The organism is Cupriavidus ulmosensis (genome assembly GCF_977008105.1).
Genome location: NZ_CDRMWP010000002.1, coordinates 2,938,730 through 2,956,421, shown reverse-complemented (window position 1 = coordinate 2,956,421; position 17,692 = coordinate 2,938,730). Strand labels below are relative to the sequence as shown.

10 protein-coding genes, 2 tRNA genes and 2 rRNA genes are annotated in these 17,692 nt (G+C 66.6%); 6 read left to right on the top strand and 8 right to left on the bottom strand.

The window, feature by feature from the left end:
- Positions 1-28: 28 nt before the first annotated feature.
- Both ACWTPI_RS32795 and ACWTPI_RS32790 read right to left on the bottom strand, forming a co-directional pair.
- On the bottom strand, positions 29-1,246 hold the full coding sequence (locus ACWTPI_RS32795; protein WP_020205389.1) for an alpha/beta fold hydrolase: 1,218 nt from the start codon (positions 1,244-1,246) through the stop codon (positions 29-31).
- A complete protein-coding gene (locus ACWTPI_RS32790; RefSeq protein WP_059416050.1) occupies positions 1,243-2,532 on the bottom strand; it encodes an MASE1 domain-containing protein in 1,290 nt (429 codons plus the stop codon). The genes ACWTPI_RS32795 and ACWTPI_RS32790 overlap by 4 nt, the downstream gene beginning before the upstream one ends.
- A gap of 331 nt (positions 2,533-2,863) precedes the next feature.
- On the opposite strand from ACWTPI_RS32790, the gene ACWTPI_RS32785 reads away from it, so the two are divergent.
- Positions 2,864-3,871, top strand: coding sequence for a Bug family tripartite tricarboxylate transporter substrate binding protein (locus ACWTPI_RS32785; RefSeq protein WP_454733852.1), 1,008 nt, complete (start codon positions 2,864-2,866; stop codon positions 3,869-3,871).
- Positions 3,872-3,877: 6 nt separating this feature from the next.
- On the opposite strand, the gene ACWTPI_RS32780 is transcribed toward ACWTPI_RS32785, so the two are convergent.
- Positions 3,878-5,326, bottom strand: coding sequence for a CoA transferase (locus tag ACWTPI_RS32780; protein ID WP_454733851.1), 1,449 nt, complete (start codon positions 5,324-5,326; stop codon positions 3,878-3,880).
- A 194-nt stretch (positions 5,327-5,520) separates the two neighbouring features.
- Here ACWTPI_RS32780 and ACWTPI_RS32775 point away from each other — a divergent pair, with 194 nt between their 5' ends.
- Positions 5,521-6,711, top strand: coding sequence for a citrate/2-methylcitrate synthase (locus ACWTPI_RS32775; RefSeq protein WP_454733850.1), 1,191 nt, complete (start codon positions 5,521-5,523; stop codon positions 6,709-6,711).
- A gap of 49 nt (positions 6,712-6,760) precedes the next feature.
- Here ACWTPI_RS32775 and ACWTPI_RS32770 read toward each other — a convergent pair whose 3' ends face one another.
- The 5 genes from ACWTPI_RS32770 to ACWTPI_RS32750 all read right to left on the bottom strand — a co-directional run bounded on the left by ACWTPI_RS32770 (position 6,761) and on the right by ACWTPI_RS32750 (position 12,519).
- On the bottom strand, positions 6,761-7,225 hold the full coding sequence (locus ACWTPI_RS32770) for a hypothetical protein (RefSeq protein ID WP_454733849.1): 465 nt from the start codon (positions 7,223-7,225) through the stop codon (positions 6,761-6,763).
- Between the two features lie 83 nt (positions 7,226-7,308).
- Positions 7,309-8,640, bottom strand: a complete 1,332-nt coding sequence (locus tag ACWTPI_RS32765; protein WP_454733848.1) for an MFS transporter — start codon at positions 8,638-8,640, stop codon at positions 7,309-7,311.
- A gap of 49 nt (positions 8,641-8,689) precedes the next feature.
- A complete protein-coding gene (locus ACWTPI_RS32760; RefSeq protein WP_454733847.1) occupies positions 8,690-10,222 on the bottom strand; it encodes an amidase in 1,533 nt (510 codons plus the stop codon).
- Between the two features lie 332 nt (positions 10,223-10,554).
- A complete protein-coding gene (locus ACWTPI_RS32755) occupies positions 10,555-12,153 on the bottom strand; it encodes an exonuclease domain-containing protein (protein WP_454733846.1) in 1,599 nt (532 codons plus the stop codon).
- A 75-nt stretch (positions 12,154-12,228) separates the two neighbouring features.
- Positions 12,229-12,519 (bottom strand): hypothetical protein, encoded by a 291-nt coding sequence (locus ACWTPI_RS32750; protein ID WP_454733845.1) that lies wholly within the window; start codon positions 12,517-12,519, stop codon positions 12,229-12,231.
- A gap of 179 nt (positions 12,520-12,698) precedes the next feature.
- Between ACWTPI_RS32750 and ACWTPI_RS32745 the strand changes: the two genes are divergently transcribed.
- The 4 genes from ACWTPI_RS32745 to ACWTPI_RS32730 all read left to right on the top strand — a co-directional run bounded on the left by ACWTPI_RS32745 (position 12,699) and on the right by ACWTPI_RS32730 (position 17,610).
- Positions 12,699-14,230, top strand: a 16S ribosomal RNA gene (locus tag ACWTPI_RS32745).
- A gap of 61 nt (positions 14,231-14,291) precedes the next feature.
- Positions 14,292-14,368 (top strand) — tRNA-Ile (locus ACWTPI_RS32740).
- Between the two features lie 7 nt (positions 14,369-14,375).
- Positions 14,376-14,451 (top strand) — tRNA-Ala (locus ACWTPI_RS32735).
- Positions 14,452-14,731: 280 nt separating this feature from the next.
- Positions 14,732-17,610, top strand: a 23S ribosomal RNA gene (locus tag ACWTPI_RS32730).
- The 16S and 23S rRNA genes sit together here with 2 tRNA genes alongside, the layout of an rRNA operon.
- The last annotated feature ends 82 nt before the right edge of the window (positions 17,611-17,692 follow it).

Below are 17,692 nucleotides of genomic sequence, written 5' to 3'. Positions count from 1 at the left end.
GCGCGGGCCGGCCCGCGCGCCGCGCCGCTCACTGCGCGGCGGCCGGGGCGTCGGCGGCGATCGCGCCGGCGGGGCGGAACGTGACCGCCGCGATGCGGCCGTTGCGCAGGCGCAGGGTCTGCGTGCCGCGGCTGTGGCGCGGCACGCCTTCCATCACCGAGCTGGCCTCCAGGTCGATCTCGACGCTGGCGCCGTCGATGCGCGGCGGCGCGCCGACGGCGACGCGCACGGTCTTGCCCGCGAGCGCGTCGAGCCGGGCGAACATGGCGATCACCGCGTCGCGGTCGTCGTAGCTGCCCGCCAGCGGCGGCTCACCGTGGTGGCGCCAGCGCACGCCGGGCTCGAGCAGCGGGAAGATCGCCTCGAAGTGGCCGCTGGTGAGCGCCTGCAGGTATTCGCCGACCACCGCGGCGACGGCTTCCCCGCTCATCGGCACTTCCACGGTGGCGCGCGCGCGGCGGCGCGCGCGCTCGGGATCGAAGCCGAGGAAGGCCAGCACGCTGGCAACCACCTCTTCGCGGTCGTTGTCGACGCAGATCATGTGGTAGCTGTTCTCCACCACCACCTTGCGCACGTCCGGCACGGTGGCTTCGAGGAAGTCGGCCGAGCGCACGCTGGTGAGCTCGTCCTCGCGCGCGTGCACCACCAGCGTGGGGCAGGCGATGCGGCCGGCGCCGCGCAGCACCCAGCCGCGCAGCCGGTCCACCTGGTGGATGCAGGACAGCGGCACCCAGCGGTAGTGGAAGTTGTCGCCGCGCTCGAACTTGGCCTTGACGATGGCGCGCACCAGGTCGTTCTTGATGCCGAACGGCTCGTCCTCGTCCACGCGCATGCGCGCGGGCAGCATGGGGATGCGGTAGACCACGTGGCGCAGCGCGCGGTACCACGGCGTGGACCAGCCGTCGATGTAGACCGGCGCGGCCAGCATCACCAGGCGGCCCTTGCGGTGCTGGCGGCGCTCGCACACGGCCAGCGCCAGCAGCGCGCCCATGCACATGCCCAGCACGTGGAAGGTCTCGTATTGCGGCGCCAGCTCGTCGTAGGCCTGCGCGACCGCGTCGAGCCATTGCTCGGCGCGCACCGGCACCAGGTCCTCGGGGCTGCCGGCGTGGCCGGGCAGCGTCACGGCGTGGGTCTCCACCCCGGCGCGCCGCAGGGCCTTGTGCATCGGGCCGAGGTCGAACTGGGTGCCGCCCAGGCCGTGGATGAGCAGCGCGCCGGTGCCGCCGCCCGCGGGTGCCGTCATGCTGCGTCGCGCTCCTCGAGCACGTCGGCGGGCTGCAGGCGCCACGCGCCGGCGATCACCGCGACCGACTCGTCGCCGTCGAGCAGCGGGCCGCTCATGTCCAGCACCAGGGTGCTGCTGCCGGCCGGCAGCATCAGCTTGAACAGCATGTCGGTGCGCTGCTCGCCGTCGCTCTCGCGCAGCCAGCGCCCGCGCACCTGCGCGCGGTCGTCGTCGTGCACGTGGGCCAGCACGTCGTCGAGGTTGCGGAAGGCGTCCTCGCGCACGCCCAGCAGGCCGGCGAGGTCGCCGCTCCAGCGCAGCGTGCCGCTGCGCGGGTCGAGGCAGTAGACCAGCTGCGCGCTGGCGGCCAGCGCCAGCTTGACGTCGTTCTGGCTGCGCGCCGATTGCGCCAGCAGCTGCTCGCGGCTGGTGCGCAGCGTGCTGATCAGCAGCGTGAGCAGCGCGGCCACGGCCAGGTAGAGCTGCGCCTCCAGCAGCGAGCGGCCGTGGTTGAGCGAGCGCTCGGCGAACGGGCCGTCGCCCTGGCTGGTGTTGTAGAGCACGAACAGCGCCAGGATGGCCACCGCCACCGAGCCGCCCCGGCCGCCCCACAGCAGCGTCACCACGGCGGCGAGGAACAGCGGGATATAGGTCAGCGCGAAGGCCACGCCGCTTTGGACCGGCAGCAGGATGCGGTGGTCGAAGATGAAGAAGGCGGTCAGCGCCAGCGCCGCGAAGGCGCCCAGGCCGGAGAGGAAGTCGGCGCGGCTCATGCCGCCCGAGCGCGCGGCGCGGAAGCGCGACCAGCCCGCCAGCACCGGCAGCACGATCAGCACGCCGACCAGGTCGGCCGCGGCCCACACGCGCCAGGTGCGCCAGAACGGCACGTCCTGCAGCAGCAGGAACCACGCCGCGCCCACCGCCGCGCTGGCCGCGCTGCTGGCCACGCCGGCGATCAGCAGCGCGCGCACGAACACCAGCCCCTCGAGCGAGAACTGCGCGCGCCGCACCAGCGCCACGCCGAGCGCGGCAAAACCGATCTCGTCGAGCGAGAACAGGACCAGGCGCAGCGTGTCGCGCCCCTCGACCCAGCCCAGCAGCAGTTGCGCGGCGAAGAAGGCCAGCCCGACCGGCAGCCAGCGCGGCATCGGCCGCAGCATGAACGCGGCCGTGGTCACGCCGGCCGGCAGCCAGATGTAGCCGGTGGCGTAGAACGGCCCGTTGAGCTGGTGCGAGACGTAGCCCGAGCAGAAATAGAGTGCCGCCCACAGGAACAGGATGACGGCGCGGTTGCTTGCATTCACGTTGGCTTTCCTTGGCTTTGGCCCGGGCACCGATGGGGGGATGCCGACAGGGGAGCGGGGCCGGCCGGACTGGCGCCGCCGTGCCCTGCACGGCGGCCTGCCGCTACCTGAACGCGCCAGGCGCGCGGATGGCTGACGCGCCCGCGCATCCGCCGGGCGGTTCGTCGGGCCGGAATGCACTGGCGGGACCGGCGGATTGTCATAAAATCGTCACATTAGCGGGCGGGCGCTGCCCGGGAGGGGCGGCGCCCGCCGCGCTTTTCCGCGCCGTTCCGGCGCAGGCACAGGCTGACAGACCGAGGCCGAAATATAAACGAGGAGAAACGACAAAATGGCAAAATTCGCGGCAAAACCACGATTCCTGTCCCATAGGCTGGCGCTGCCTGTTCTACTGCCTGTCCTGCTGGCTGGCGCGCTGGCCGCGGCGCCGGCCGCGGCCGCGTGGCCGGACAAGCCGATCCGGCTGGTGGTGGGCTTCCCGCCCGGCGGGCCGGTCGACACCCATGCCCGCATCCTGGCCGAGAAGCTCCAGCCCATCCTGGGCCAGTCGGTGGTGCTGGACTACAAGGCCGGCGCGGCCGGCAACCTCGGCTCGGACGCCGTGGCCAAGGCGGCGCCGGACGGCTACACGCTGCTGCTGGCCAATACCGGCCAGATGGCCATCAACGGCTCGCTCTACCCGAAGCTGCCCTACGCCATGCCGCGCGACTTCGCCCCGGTGGCGCGCACCGCGCTGATCCCGCTGGTGATGGTGGTTAACAACAACGTGCCGGCGCGCAACCTGAAGGAGTTCATCGCCTACGCGCGCGCCAACCCGGGCAAGCTCAACTTCGCCTCGGGCGGCAACGGCGGCATCTCGCACCTGATGCCGGAGATGTTCAAGCAGGCCTCCGGCACCTTCATCGTCCATATCCCGTACAAGGGCAGCGCGCCGGCGCTGACCGACGTGATGGGCGGCCAGGCGCAGATGATGGCCGACTCGATCCCGCTGTTCACGCCGTACATCAAGGCCGGCAAGGTGCGCGCGCTGGCGGTGACGTCGCGGCAGCGCTCGCCCGCGCTGCCGGACGTGCCGACGATGGACGAGGCCGGCCTGAAGAACTTCGAGGTGGTCGGCTTCTACGGCATGCTGGCGCCGGCCGGCACGCCGAAGGAGGTGGTGGCGAAGATTTCCGGCGCGCTGCAGACCGTGCTGGCCGATGCCGACACCCGCGCCAAGCTCGAGCAACAGGGCGCGGAGCCGGCCTGGCAGGGGCCGGAAGCCTTCGGCCAGACCATCGCCGCCGAGCAGAAGCGCTGGGGGCAGGCGGTCAGGGCCTCGGGCGCGAAGATCGACTGAGCCGCGTCACCACGCGGCGGCCGCGCTGCCGAGCGCGCCGGCCGGGCGCGCCCAGTGCACCGGGGCGCCCGCCACCGTCACCGGCGGCCGGACGCGCCGCGCCGGGCCCCAGGAGGTGGCCTCCACCTGCCCGGCCATGTCGGCCTCGCTTTCCGGGGCCAGCGGCGCGGTGTCGCGCGCCAGCCCGGCGTTCGACAGCAGCAGTTGGGCAGTGCGCGCCAGCGAGGCGCGCACCTGGCAGCCGGCGCCCGTGGCCAGCCGCCGCGACAGCCCGCGCACGGCCGCGGTGGCCAGCAGGTAGCCGGTGGCATGGTCGATGGCCTGCACCGGCAGCGGGCCCGGGCGGTCCAGGCCGCGCTGGCGCATGCCGGCCTCGGCGATGCCGCTGCTCATCTGTACCAGGCTGTCGAAGCCGCGCCGGTGCTGCCACGGGCCGCTCCAGCCGTAGGCGTCCAGCGAGATGTCGACCAGTCCCGGGTTGAGCTCGCGCCGCCGCCGCGCGTCGAGCCCCAGGCGGGCCAGCGCGTCGGCGCGGTAGCCGTGCACCATCACGTCGGCCTGGCGCAGCAGGCCTTCCAGGATTTGCAGGTCTTCGCCGCGCTTGAGGTCGAGGCGCGCGCAGCGCTTGCCGAGCACCACCTCGGGCACGGTGTTGGGTTCCTCCCAGCCGGGCGGGTCGATGCGCAGCACGTCGGCGCCGAAGCCGGCCAGGAAGCGCGTGGCGACCGGGCCGGCCAGGATGCGGGTCAGGTCCAGCACGCGGATGCCCTGCAGCGGGCGCTCGCGCGTGAACGCATGTTGGCGCGCGGCGCCGGCGTCGAAGTCGGTCCAGTGCAGCAGCGGCTCTTGGCTAATCGCCAGCCCCTGCGGGTGCGTGGCCCAGTCCGCGGCGGAACGCATGGCCGCGGCGCAGCCGCCGCTGCCGACCACCGCCGCTTCGAGCGCGTTCGCTTCCCAGCCGGCCACGGCCTTCGCCACCGCCGCCTTGTCGGCGGGCACGCCGAGCACGCCCAGCGCCGCCGCGCGGTGGTGCGGCGCGTTGGTGTGCAGGCGGATCCAGCCGTCCGCGGCGCGGTAGTCGCCGGCCACGGTATCCCATTGCGGCGGCACTTCCCAGCCTTGCGGGCGCAGCGAGGTGCCGAACCACAGCGAAGCCAGGCGCTGGTCGACACCGGCCCGCGGCGCCTGCCCGCTGGCCGCGTGGATCAGTTCGGCCACCGCGAGGCTGGCGGCGCCGGCGGTGGCGGCGGCCAGTTCGGTGACCGGGAAGACCGACGGCAGGCTGCCGCCGCCGCTCCAGTCCAGCCGCTCCAGCCAGGCGGGGTCGCCGTGCACGCCGGCCCAGGTCTCGCGCAGGATGGCGGCGGCGGCCGGGCCGGGGGCAAGGTTGGAAGAGGTGGAAGAAAGCGCGGCGGAAGTTGCTGCGGCGGGCGCGGCAGGTGCATGTGAAGACATGACGGGGGTCACTCTGATGGATCGTTGCGGATCGTTGATCGGGCTGGCGGCCAGTGCCTTGCAGGATAGGCCGCTTGTTTTAATAGTCAATATTGATTAACTTAATCAAGTCATTGTCCATCTCCGCCCATTCACCCCCATTCACCCCCATTCACCCCCATTTCACCCCCATTTCACCCCCATTCACGCGCCACATGTCCCGCTACCTCTCCTCGGCCGAGGCCGCCGCCCGGCTCGGCGTGTCCCGCCAGACGCTCTACGCCTACGTCAGCCGCGGCCTGCTGCATGCGCACGACGGCGAGACCCCGCGCGAAAGCCGCTACCTGGCGGCGGACGTGGAGCAACTGGCCGGCCAGCGCACGCGCGGGCGCAAGCCGCGCGAGGTGGCCAAGGCCACGCTGAGCTGGGGTTTGCCGGTGCTGGAGTCGGGCATCACGCTGATCGAGGACGGCTGCCTGTATTACCGCGGCTGCGATGCCGCGGCGCTGTCAGAGTCGATCACGCTGGAGGCGCTGGGCGCGCTGCTGTGGCAGTGCCCGGAGCCGGCCGCCTTCGGCGCCGCCGCGCCGGCCGCGCCCGCGCATCTCGCCGCGCTGCGGGCGGCCTTCGCCGGGCACCGCAGCGAGGAAGCGCTGCTGCCGCTGTTTACCGCCGCCAGCCATGACGACGACACCGCGCAGTGGCAGAAGTCGCCGGCGCGGCTGGCCGCGGGCTGCGGCGCGCTGGTGCGGCTGCTGGCGGCGTGCCTGCTGGGCACCGCGCCGGCCGCCACGCCGGTGCACCGGCAATGCGCGAGCACCTGGGGCGTGGACGAGGCCGGCGCCGACCTGATCCGCATGGCGCTGGTGCTGTGCGCGGACCACGAGCTGAATGCGTCGAGCTTCACCGCGCGCTGCGTGGCCTCGACCGGCGCCAGCCTGCGCGCGTCGGTGGTGGGCGGGCTGGCCGCGCTGACCGGCGGCCGGCACGGCGGCGCCACCGCGCGCGTGGAGGCGCTGTGGGACGAGCTGGCCGGCGCGCCGCCCGAGGCCCGGCTGCGCGAGCGGCTGGCGCGCGGCGAGGACCTGCCGGGCTTCGGCCACCATCTCTATCCCGCCGGCGACGTGCGCGCGTTCGGCCTGCTCGCGCGCACGCTGGCGCATCACCCCGAATGGCAGGAGATCATCGACGTGGCCTACGGCCTGTCCGGCCAGCGGCCCTCGGTGGACTTCGCGCTGGTGGCCGTGCGCCGGCATCTGCGGCTGCCGCCCGGCGCCGCGTTCGGCATGTTCGCGCTGGGCCGCTCGGTCGGCTGGATCGCGCACGCGCTGGAGCAGCGCGCCGGCGATGCGCTGATCCGCCCGCGCGCGGCCTATGTGGGGCCGCGCCCGGAAGCCGCCAGCTAGACGGCGGTGGACCGGATGCGCCGGCCCGGCGTGCGAGGGGCGCGGGCGTTCAGGTGCCGGCCGATTTCCTGGCCAGCTCCGCGCAGCGGCCGATGGCGGCGGTGAGGCAGCAGGCATTGCCGGACCAGTCGCCGCCGATGACGAGGCCGTTCGGGCCGGCGATCAGGCGGCGCTGGCACTGGCCGGGCCGCGGCACCGGCTCGGGCGAGGCGGGCACGCGGGCGTCGCGCGGGCCGCTCCCGGGCGGGTGCGGCGGCGGCACTTCCTCGGTCCACAGGTAGGCGGTGCCGCCGGGCACCGCCTGCACGGACTGTGGCGGGCCCCACTGTTCCTTGGCCTGCTCGATCGGCGCGGACTGCCAGGAATCCAGCATGCGCTGCATGGCCGATTGCTCGAGGCTGGCGCAGGCGCCGAGCGCGAGCGCGAGCGCGGCGAAAGCCGCGAGGGCCGCGCCGGAACGCGCCGCCGGGCGGCGGGGCAAGGGTGGGGCAAGGGCGCGGCGGACGGCGGGCATGGCGGCTCCACGGGGGCAGGCGTATCCCCCCGTTGCCCAGACTAGCGCAGCGCCGTGCCCGCCGGCAAGCGGGCGCGCGCGCGTTATGCGGGCTTGCCCACAGTCGGCGCCAGCATGGCCCGGACGGGCTCGGCCGGCGGCTCGTGCTCGCTGTCGCCGCCACCGGCCTGGCCCAGGTCGATGCCGCTGGTTTCCGGCAGCAGCAGCGCGGCGCCCATCACCAGCGCGTAGCCCACCCCCGCCACGATGGCGATGGCCAGCGGCAGCGAGGTGCGGCCGGTGCTGAGCCAGCCGACCGACAGCGGGAACAGCGAGCCGATCACGCGCCCGACGTTGTACGAGACGCCGTAGCCGGTGGCGCGGATATCGTTGGGATAGGACTCGGAGATGGTGGCGCCGATGCCGGCGAACACGCCCTGCATCAGCACGCCGAGCGGGAAGCCGAGGAACAGCATCGAGGTGTTCGAGACCGGGATCACCATGTAGACCAGCGCCATGACGAAGGCGCCCGCGGCGAAGGCCACGTAGGTGGTGCGGCGGCCCCAGCGGTCGGTGGCATAGGCGCCGGCCACGTAGCCCACCAGCGAGCCGAAGATGGTCATGGCCAGGTAGGAACTGGTGCCGAACACCGACAGGCCGCGCTCGGTCTTGAGGAAAGTCGGCAGCCAGGTGGCGATGGCGTAGTAGGCGCCCAGCATGCCGCCCGACAGCAGGCTGCACAGGATGGTCTTGCCCAGCAGCGGCCGGCGGCCCAGCCGCGCGAGCTGCTGCCATGCCGACGGGGCGTCGTGCGCGGCGCGCTCGGCCTGGCTCTTGACGAAGATTTCCGGCTCTTCCAGGTTGCGCCGTAGGTAGATCACCACCAGCGCGGGCAGGATGCCGAGGAAGAAGCAGACGCGCCAGGCGGTCTCGGCCGGGAACAGGCTGAAGGTGACGGCGTAGGCGATGGCCGCCGCGCCCCAGCCGAACGAATAGCTGCTGGCCGCGAAGCCGGAGTATTTGCCGCGGTGCGCCGGGTTGCGGATCATCTCCGTCACCAGCACCATGCACAGCGAGGATTCGCCGCCGAAGCCCAGGCCCTGCAGCATGCGGAAGAGCATCAGTTGCTCGGGCGAATTGGCCAGCCCGCACAGGAAGCAGGCCAGCGCGAACACCACGATGGTCCAGCGCAGCACGCGCACGCGGCCGTAGCGGTCGGCCAGGATGCCCGCGCCGATGGCGCCCACCAGCGACGACACCAGCGTCCAGGTGACGATGGCGCCGGCCGTGGACTTGCTCATGCCCCACTGCGCGAGCAGCGTCGAGATGAGGAAGGAATAGATCATGAAGTCGAACACGTCGACTGCATGGCCGAGGAACGCGCCGTAGAAACCCTTGCGCTCCATCTTGGATAGATCCTTGAACCAGTCCAGCATGCTCGCTCCTTGTCTGTGCCTGTCTTTGCTTATTGGTGGATGGGGGTCGTCAGTCTTGTCGCGCCGGAGCGCGCGGCACCGTGCCGGAATGCGCCGGCGGCGGCCGGAAGGCGAAACCCGCCGCTTCGAGCAGCCGGGCGAAACGCAGCGAGGTCAGGTCGGCGAAGCGCCCGGCCACGATCTGCACGCCTACCGGCAGGCCGCTGCTGCCCGGGCCGATCGGGGCTACCGTCGACGGCAGGCCGCACAGGCCGGAGTGGCCGGCCCAGAACAACTGGCTGGTGAGCGGCAGCGCGCGGCCGTTGACCTGGAGCGTGCGCTGCCACGGCTCGCCGGCCTCGTCCAGCGCGAAGGCGGTGGTGGCGGCGGCCGGGCACAGCAGCACGTCGAAATCGTCGAAGAAACGCTGCCAGGCCTGGGCGAAGTCGGCGCGCGCCTGCTGCAGCTGCAGCCACTGGCGGTGGCGGATGCCGGCGCCGGTGAATTGCAGCGTGGCGTAGTCGTGGTTGTCCGGCGCGCTGGAGGTCACGGCGGCGGCGCGGGCCAGCGCGGCGTCGAAGGCGGCGTCGTCCATGTGGACCGAGGTGGTGGCGCGCAGCATCAGCACGTAGGTGTGCCACAGGGCGGCGGCGTCGAAATCGGGGCGCACGTTCCAGCGCACGTGGGCGCCTTGCGCCTCCAGCCAGCGGCCCAGCGTCTCGATCTGGCCGCTGACTTCGGCATCGGCCTCGCACAGCGGATGGCTGGGCAGCACGGCGACGCGGAAATCGGCCAGCGCGCGCTTGTCGCAGGGCGGCAGGCTGAGCCGGTAGGCCAGCGCCTCGCTGCCGTCGGGGCCGGCCAGCGCGTGCAGCAGCAGTTCCAGGTCGCGCGCGCTGCGCGCCAGCGGCCCGGCCACGTTGATGTCCTGCTCGCCGTAGGTGCGGCCGATGCCGTGGCCGCGCAGCGGAATCAGGCCGTGGCTGCTCTTGTGCGAGAACACGCCGCAGTAGTGCGCCGGGTTGCGCAGCGAGGAGCCGATGTCCGAGCCCACGTCGAAGAAGCTCATGCCGGCGCAGACCGCGGCGGCGCTGCCGCCCGAGGAGCCGCCCGGCGTGCGGGCGGGGTCGTGCGGGTTGCGCGTGGTGCCGTAGATGGCGTTGTAGCTCTGCCAGTCGCGCAGGCCGATCGGCACGTTGGTCTTGCCCAGCAGCACGGCGCCGGCCGCGCGCAGGCGCTCGACCACGGCGGCGTCGCCGGTGGCGATATTGCCGCGCTGGGCGGGGCTGCCGCAGGTGGTCGGCCAGCCGGCCACGTCGAAGGATTCCTTGACCGAGAACGGGATGCCGTCCAGCGCGCCGAGCGCGCGGCCTTCGCGGCGGCGCTGGTCGCTGGCCCGCGCCGCGGCCCGCGCGGCGGGAAAGTCCGTCAGCACGATGGCGTTGATGCTGGCATGCCAGGCCTCGTAGGCGGCCTCGCACGCGTCGACCAGGTCCTCGGCGCTGACCTGGCCGCCGGCCAGCAGCTCGGCTGCCCGCCAGGCCGGCAGGAAGCGGAGGTCCGCCGGGTCGGGGTCGATGCTCGCAATGTCTTGCCGCGTCACGCTGCACTCCGTCTTGTAGACCCGCGGATGGCTGGCGCGGGTTGGGGGCTTGGGGAGGTTATGGCGAAAATCGGTATACTATATTCACAGAAATGCGAAGTGCAAGACGAATGTGGAATGCGGCGGAACGGGCCGCGTTTTGGTGCAATGCGGGATCTGGCGGCACAAAAACGGGGTTGGATGCGCGCGTGCAGGCCATCGCATGCCCCGCGATTGGGCGCGATTTCGACTTATTTGGTATACCGTTTGACTGTGAGGTCAGCGCGGCCAGATCGGCCGGCGCCGGCACCGCAACCGCGCGGGGCGGCCGTCGTGCGTTGCCGGGCTACTACTTATTGTTCGGGGAAGGACAGGGTTTGCTGGTCCGGGCTGGCCAGTTTGCGGCGGCGCGGGCCGGCCGCCGGCGCGGTGCCGCGGTCGGAGGAGATCCGTGCCGGCGGCGCGGGCGGCTCCAGCGTGAATTGCCGCACGGGCTCCAGCGCGATGGCGCCGGCCAGCAGGTCCGCCAGCCTTGGCGCCAGGATCTGGTAGGTATCGAGGTCGAAGCGGGCCGGCCCCGCCAGCAGCGCGGGCGCTTCTTCGAGCGTGGATACCGAGCCGAGATAGCACCAGTTCTCCAGGACATGCCACCAGGAGCGCGCGCTGTCCTGCTCGCGCCATGCCACCGCGCCGGCAAACGGCCAGGGTTGCAGCGCGAGGCCGGCGAGCGCGGTCGCCATCCGTTCGCGATGATCCGCCAGCGCTTCCTCGCCGGTGCACGCGCCGCGGCAGCGGTGGAGCTGGCGGGCGAAGCAGGGCAGGCCGCGCCGGGCCGGTTTTTCCAGCGTCAGCGCCGCCTGGCAGAGTTCGTGGTCCTGCGCCAGTTCGGTCAGGCGCGCCTCGGCGCCGGCGCGGCTGGCGAACGCGCCATACAGATTGGGGTGGCGGGCGAAGTCGGTATCGCGGTCCGAGCGCAGCAGCGGCGCGCTCAGGCCCGGCGGCAGTTCCCAGGCGAACAGCGCGGCGTTCTGGCGCAGCATGCGGTTGTGCAGCGGCTGCATCTGCTTGATGAGCCGGGCTTCGAGCAGCAGCGCCCCGGTTTCGTCGCCGGTCTCGCGCCATTCGACGCGCCGCACCGCGCGGGCCAGGCGCATTTCCAGCGCGGCGCGGTGGTCGCCCGAAAAATGCGCGCCGATGCGCTGGCGCAGGTGGATGCTCTTCCCTATATAGAGCGGCAGGTCCTGGTCGCCGTAGAAGAGATAGACGCCGGGTGTGTCGGGCACGTCGTCCAGCGCGGTTTCCTCCAGGCCGGCGGGCAGGCTCGCGCGCTTGACCAGCGAGCGCACGGCGGACTCGACCAGCGCTACGCTGTACAGGCCGTGGATCTTCTGCCAGAACTGCCACAGCAGCTCGGCATCGGCCAGCGCGCGGTGGCGGCCCTTGGGTTCCAGGCCGAAGCGGGCGATCAGCGCATCGAGGCCGTGGCGCGTCACCGACGGGAACAGCGAGCGCGACAGGCGCAGCGTGCACAGCACGTCGGCGCGGAAGGTGATGCCGGCGCGGCGGAACTCGTTCTTCAGGAAGCCATAGTCGAAGCGCGCGTTGTGGGCGACGAAGAGCTTGCCCTGCAACCGCTCCGCCAGGTTTTCGGCGAGATCCTCGAAGCGCGGCTGGCCCTGCACCATGACGTCGGTGATGCCGGTGAGCTGCTGGATGAAGGGCGGAATGCCGACGCCGGGCGCGACCAGCGTATCCCACTCGACAATGCCATCCGGGCCGACCTCGACCACGCCGATCTCGGTGATGCGGTCGCGGGTGGCGTCCGCGCCCGTGGTCTCCAGGTCGACGAAGACGATGGGACGGGAGAGGGCGGCGGCCAGGGCCTGCGCATCCAGGTGCTGCGGCGTGCCGGCCGGCTGGTCTGGCGGTTCGGAGGAGGAAAGGGCTTGCATCCGGCGATTCTAATGGAAGGGGCTGCGCGGCAGCGCCCGGGCCGGCGGCCGGCACTTCGGCACTTCATCACGGCGTCACAAAGAATCTTGTGGAATTTGCAGAAAACGCTTGCCAAGGTGGGTTGGTGGCCTTAATATTCGCTCCCTCGCAACACGAAGCTTGTCTGCAAAGGCAGACGGGACAAGGGCTGCGGGGGAATGGGTGAGGTTGGTGGCGCGGATGGCGCGGCTGATCGAAGCAAAAAAAGATTGCGAAACCTGTTGACGAAACGTAGAAAGTTCTTCATAATCTCGTTTCTCTGCTGCTGACAACGAAGCAGCGACGCGGTAAGCAAAGCGAACCGCGGCAAGTTCTTTAACAAACAAACAACCGATAAGTGTGGGCGCTTGATAGCGGACGCGGGAGACTTCGGTCTTCTAGCTTACAAGTTATAAAGTGCTCGCACAGTAAACATGTTCGGTTCTTCTTCGGAGGGATCGAGTCAGTTTTCTGAGAGTGAGCGACCGCTCGAAAGAGCGAGACCCTTTTGGGTCACACAGGTATTGAACTGAAGAGTTTGATCCTGGCTCAGATTGAACGCTGGCGGCATGCCTTACACATGCAAGTCGAACGGCAGCACGGGAGCAATCCTGGTGGCGAGTGGCGAACGGGTGAGTAATACATCGGAACGTGCCCTGTCGTGGGGGATAACTAGTCGAAAGATTAGCTAATACCGCATACGACCTGAGGGTGAAAGCGGGGGACCGCAAGGCCTCGCGCGATAGGAGCGGCCGATGTCTGATTAGCTAGTTGGTGAGGTAAGAGCTCACCAAGGCGACGATCAGTAGCTGGTCTGAGAGGACGATCAGCCACACTGGGACTGAGACACGGCCCAGACTCCTACGGGAGGCAGCAGTGGGGAATTTTGGACAATGGGGGCAACCCTGATCCAGCAATGCCGCGTGTGTGAAGAAGGCCTTCGGGTTGTAAAGCACTTTTGTCCGGAAAGAAATCCCCTGGGATAATACCTCGGGGGGATGACGGTACCGGAAGAATAAGCACCGGCTAACTACGTGCCAGCAGCCGCGGTAATACGTAGGGTGCGAGCGTTAATCGGAATTACTGGGCGTAAAGCGTGCGCAGGCGGTTTTGTAAGACAGGCGTGAAATCCCCGAGCTCAACTTGGGAATGGCGCTTGTGACTGCAAGGCTAGAGTATGTCAGAGGGGGGTAGAATTCCACGTGTAGCAGTGAAATGCGTAGAGATGTGGAGGAATACCGATGGCGAAGGCAGCCCCCTGGGACGTCACTGACGCTCATGCACGAAAGCGTGGGGAGCAAACAGGATTAGATACCCTGGTAGTCCACGCCCTAAACGATGTCAACTAGTTGTTGGGGATTCATTTCTTCAGTAACGTAGCTAACGCGTGAAGTTGACCGCCTGGGGAGTACGGTCGCAAGATTAAAACTCAAAGGAATTGACGGGGACCCGCACAAGCGGTGGATGATGTGGATTAATTCGATGCAACGCGAAAAACCTTACCTACCCTTGACATGCCACTAACGAAGCAGAGATGCATTAGGTGCTCGAAAGAGAAAGTGGACACAGGTGCTGCATGGCTGTCGTCAGCTCGTGTCGTGAGATGTTGGGTTAAGTCCCGCAACGAGCGCAACCCTTGTCTCTAGTTGCTACGAAAGGGCACTCTAGAGAGACTGCCGGTGACAAACCGGAGGAAGGTGGGGATGACGTCAAGTCCTCATGGCCCTTATGGGTAGGGCTTCACACGTCATACAATGGTGCGTACAGAGGGTTGCCAACCCGCGAGGGGGAGCTAATCCCAGAAAACGCATCGTAGTCCGGATCGTAGTCTGCAACTCGACTACGTGAAGCTGGAATCGCTAGTAATCGCGGATCAGCATGCCGCGGTGAATACGTTCCCGGGTCTTGTACACACCGCCCGTCACACCATGGGAGTGGGTTTTGCCAGAAGTAGTTAGCCTAACCGCAAGGAGGGCGATTACCACGGCAGGGTTCATGACTGGGGTGAAGTCGTAACAAGGTAGCCGTATCGGAAGGTGCGGCTGGATCACCTCCTTTCAAGAGCGTGCAGAAGTTGTTGAGCGTTCACACTTATCGGTTTGTTTGGTGTTACAGCCAAGGGTCTGTAGCTCAGGTGGTTAGAGCACCGTCTTGATAAGGCGGGGGTCGTAGGTTCAAGTCCTACCAGACCCACCAAGTTATCGGGGGATTAGCTCAGCTGGGAGAGCACCTGCTTTGCAAGCAGGGGGTCGTCGGTTCGATCCCGTCATCCTCCACCACTACCTTGGATTGGTCAGTCCAAAGGCAAGCGCTTTGAGAGAAAAGCGTTTGCCTTTGGCTTTGCCAAGACGATGGAAACATCGGCTGTTCTTTAACAATATGGGATGTAGTAAAGGTGTCGTGAGCGTTGATGAGACGCTGCAGTAAAACACGATACCGGGTTGTGATTGTATCAACCAAATGTATTTTAAAGTGATCGAAAGATGACTTGGAATACGGCACAAATGCGAGAACTCAACCTGTAGGAAGCGTGACTCGAAAGAGACACACTTGTTATAGGGTCAAGCGAACAAGTGCATGTGGTGGATGCCTTGGCGATCACAGGCGATGAAGGACGCGGTAGCCTGCGAAAAGCTTCGGGGAGCTGGCAAACAAGCTTTGATCCGGAGATGTCCGAATGGGGAAACCCGGCCCTTATGGGTCATCCCTGACTGAATACATAGGTCAGGGAAGCGAACGCGGCGAACTGAAACATCTAAGTAGCTGCAGGAACAGAAATCAACCGAGATTCCCAAAGTAGTGGCGAACGAAATGGGAAGAGCCTTGTACTCTTTAGCAGTGTTGTTAGCAGAACGGTCTGGAAAGGCCGGCCATAGCAGGTGATAGCCCTGTATGCGAAAACAGCGTTGTGGAACTAGGTGTACGACAAGTAGGGCGGGACACGTGAAATCCTGTCTGAAGATGGGGGGACCATCCTCCAAGGCTAAATACTCGTGATCGACCGATAGTGAACCAGTACCGTGAGGGAAAGGCGAAAAGAACCCCGGGAGGGGAGTGAAATAGATCCTGAAACCGCATGCATACAAACAGTCGGAGCCTGGAAACGGGTGACGGCGTACCTTTTGTATAATGGGTCAGCGACTTACATTCAGTGGCAAGCTTAACCGATTAGGGAAGGCGTAGCGAAAGCGAGTCCGAATAGGGCGTTCAGTCGCTGGGTGTAGACCCGAAACCAGACGATCTATCCATGGCCAGGTTGAAGGTGCGGTAACACGTACTGGAGGACCGAACCCACTAACGTTGAAAAGTTAGGGGATGAGCTGTGGATAGGGGTGAAAGGCTAAACAAGTCTGGAAATAGCTGGTTCTCTCCGAAAACTATTTAGGTAGTGCCTCGTGTCTCACCTTCGGGGGTAGAGCACTGTCATGGTTGGGGGGTCTATTGCTGATTACCCCGCCATAGCAAACTCCGAATACCGAAGAGTGCAATCACGGGAGACAGACATCGGGTGCTAACGTCCGGTGTCAAGAGGGAAACAACCCAGACCGCCAGCTAAGGTCCCAAAGATTGGCTAAGTGGGAAACGAAGTGGGAAGGCTAAAACAGTCAGGAGGTTGGCTTAGAAGCAGCCACCCTTTAAAGAAAGCGTAATAGCTCACTGATCGAGTCGTCCTGCGCGGAAGATGTAACGGGGCTAAGCCAGTCACCGAAGCTGCGGACGCACGTAAGTGCGTGGTAGGAGAGCGTTCTGTAAGCCTGTGAAGGTGTCTTGTAAAGGATGCTGGAGGTATCAGAAGTGCGAATGCTGACATGAGTAGCGATAAAGGGGGTGAAAAGCCCCCTCGCCGTAAGCCCAAGGTTTCCTACGCAACGTTCATCGGCGTAGGGTGAGTCGGCCCCTAAGGCGAGGCAGAGATGCGTAGCTGATGGGAAGCAGGTTAATATTCCTGCACCGTCGTATGATGCGATGGGGGGACGGATCGCGGAAGGTTGTCCGGGTGTTGGAAGTCCCGGTCCCTGTATTGGAGAAGGCGCTTAGGCAAATCCGGGCGCGGAATTCAAGGATATGGGGCGAGCGGCCTAGTGCTGCGAAGCAATTGGAAGTGGTTCCAAGAAAAGCCTCTAAGCTTCAGTCATACGAGACCGTACCGCAAACCGACACAGGTGGGCGAGATGAGTATTCTAAGGCGCTTGAGAGAACTCGGGAGAAGGAACTCGGCAAATTGGTACCGTAACTTCGGGATAAGGTACGCCCTTGTAGCTTGACTGGCCTGCGCCAGGAGGGTGAAGGGGTTGCAATAAAATGGTGGCTGCGACTGTTTAATAAAAACACAGCACTCTGCAAACACGAAAGTGGACGTATAGGGTGTGACGCCTGCCCGGTGCCGGAAGATTAAATGATGGGGTGCAAGCTCTTGATTGAAGTCCCGGTAAACGGCGGCCGTAACTATAACGGTCCTAAGGTAGCGAAATTCCTTGTCGGGTAAGTTCCGACCTGCACGAATGGCGTAACGATGGCCACACTGTCTCCTCCCGAGACTCAGCGAAGTTGAAGTGTTTGTGATGATGCAATCTCCCCGCGGCTAGACGGAAAGACCCCATGAACCTTTACTGTAGCTTTGCATTGGACTTTGAACCGATCTGTGTAGGATAGGTGGGAGGCTTTGAAGCGTGGACGCTAGTCTGCGTGGAGCCGACCTTGAAATACCACCCTGGTTTGTTTGAGGTTCTAACCTTGGCCCGTGAATCCGGGTCGGGGACAGTGCATGGTAGGCAGTTTGACTGGGGCGGTCTCCTCCCAAAGTGTAACGGAGGAGTTCGAAGGTACGCTTGGTACGGTCGGACATCGTACCTAAAGTGCAATGGCAAAAGCGTGCTTAACTGCGAGACCGACAAGTCGAGCAGGTGCGAAAGCAGGACATAGTGATCCGGTGGTTCTGAATGGAAGGGCCATCGCTCAACGGATAAAAGGTACTCTGGGGATAACAGGCTGATACCGCCCAAGAGTTCATATCGACGGCGGTGTTTGGCACCTCGATGTCGGCTCATCTCATCCTGGGGCTGTAGCCGGTCCCAAGGGTATGGCTGTTCGCCATTTAAAGAGGTACGTGAGCTGGGTTTAAAACGTCGTGAGACAGTTTGGTCCCTATCTGCCGTGGGCGTTGGAATCTTGACGGGGGCTGCTCCTAGTACGAGAGGACCGGAGTGGACGTACCGCTGGTGTACCTGTTGTCTCGCCAGAGGCATCGCAGGGTAGCTATGTACGGAAGAGATAACCGCTGAAAGCATCTAAGCGGGAAACTCGCCTGAAGATGAGGATTCCCTGGAGGCTTGACCTCCTTGAAGGGTCGTTCGAGACCAGGACGTTGATAGGCTGGGTGTGGAAGCGCAGTAATGCGTTAAGCTAACCAGTACTAATTGCCCGTAAGGCTTGATCCTATAACCAGTGTGTTTCTGCCTGGTTGACGTATCGCGTGCCGCTGCTCAGCAGCCTGGCCGATACAAGACACAACCTGACTAC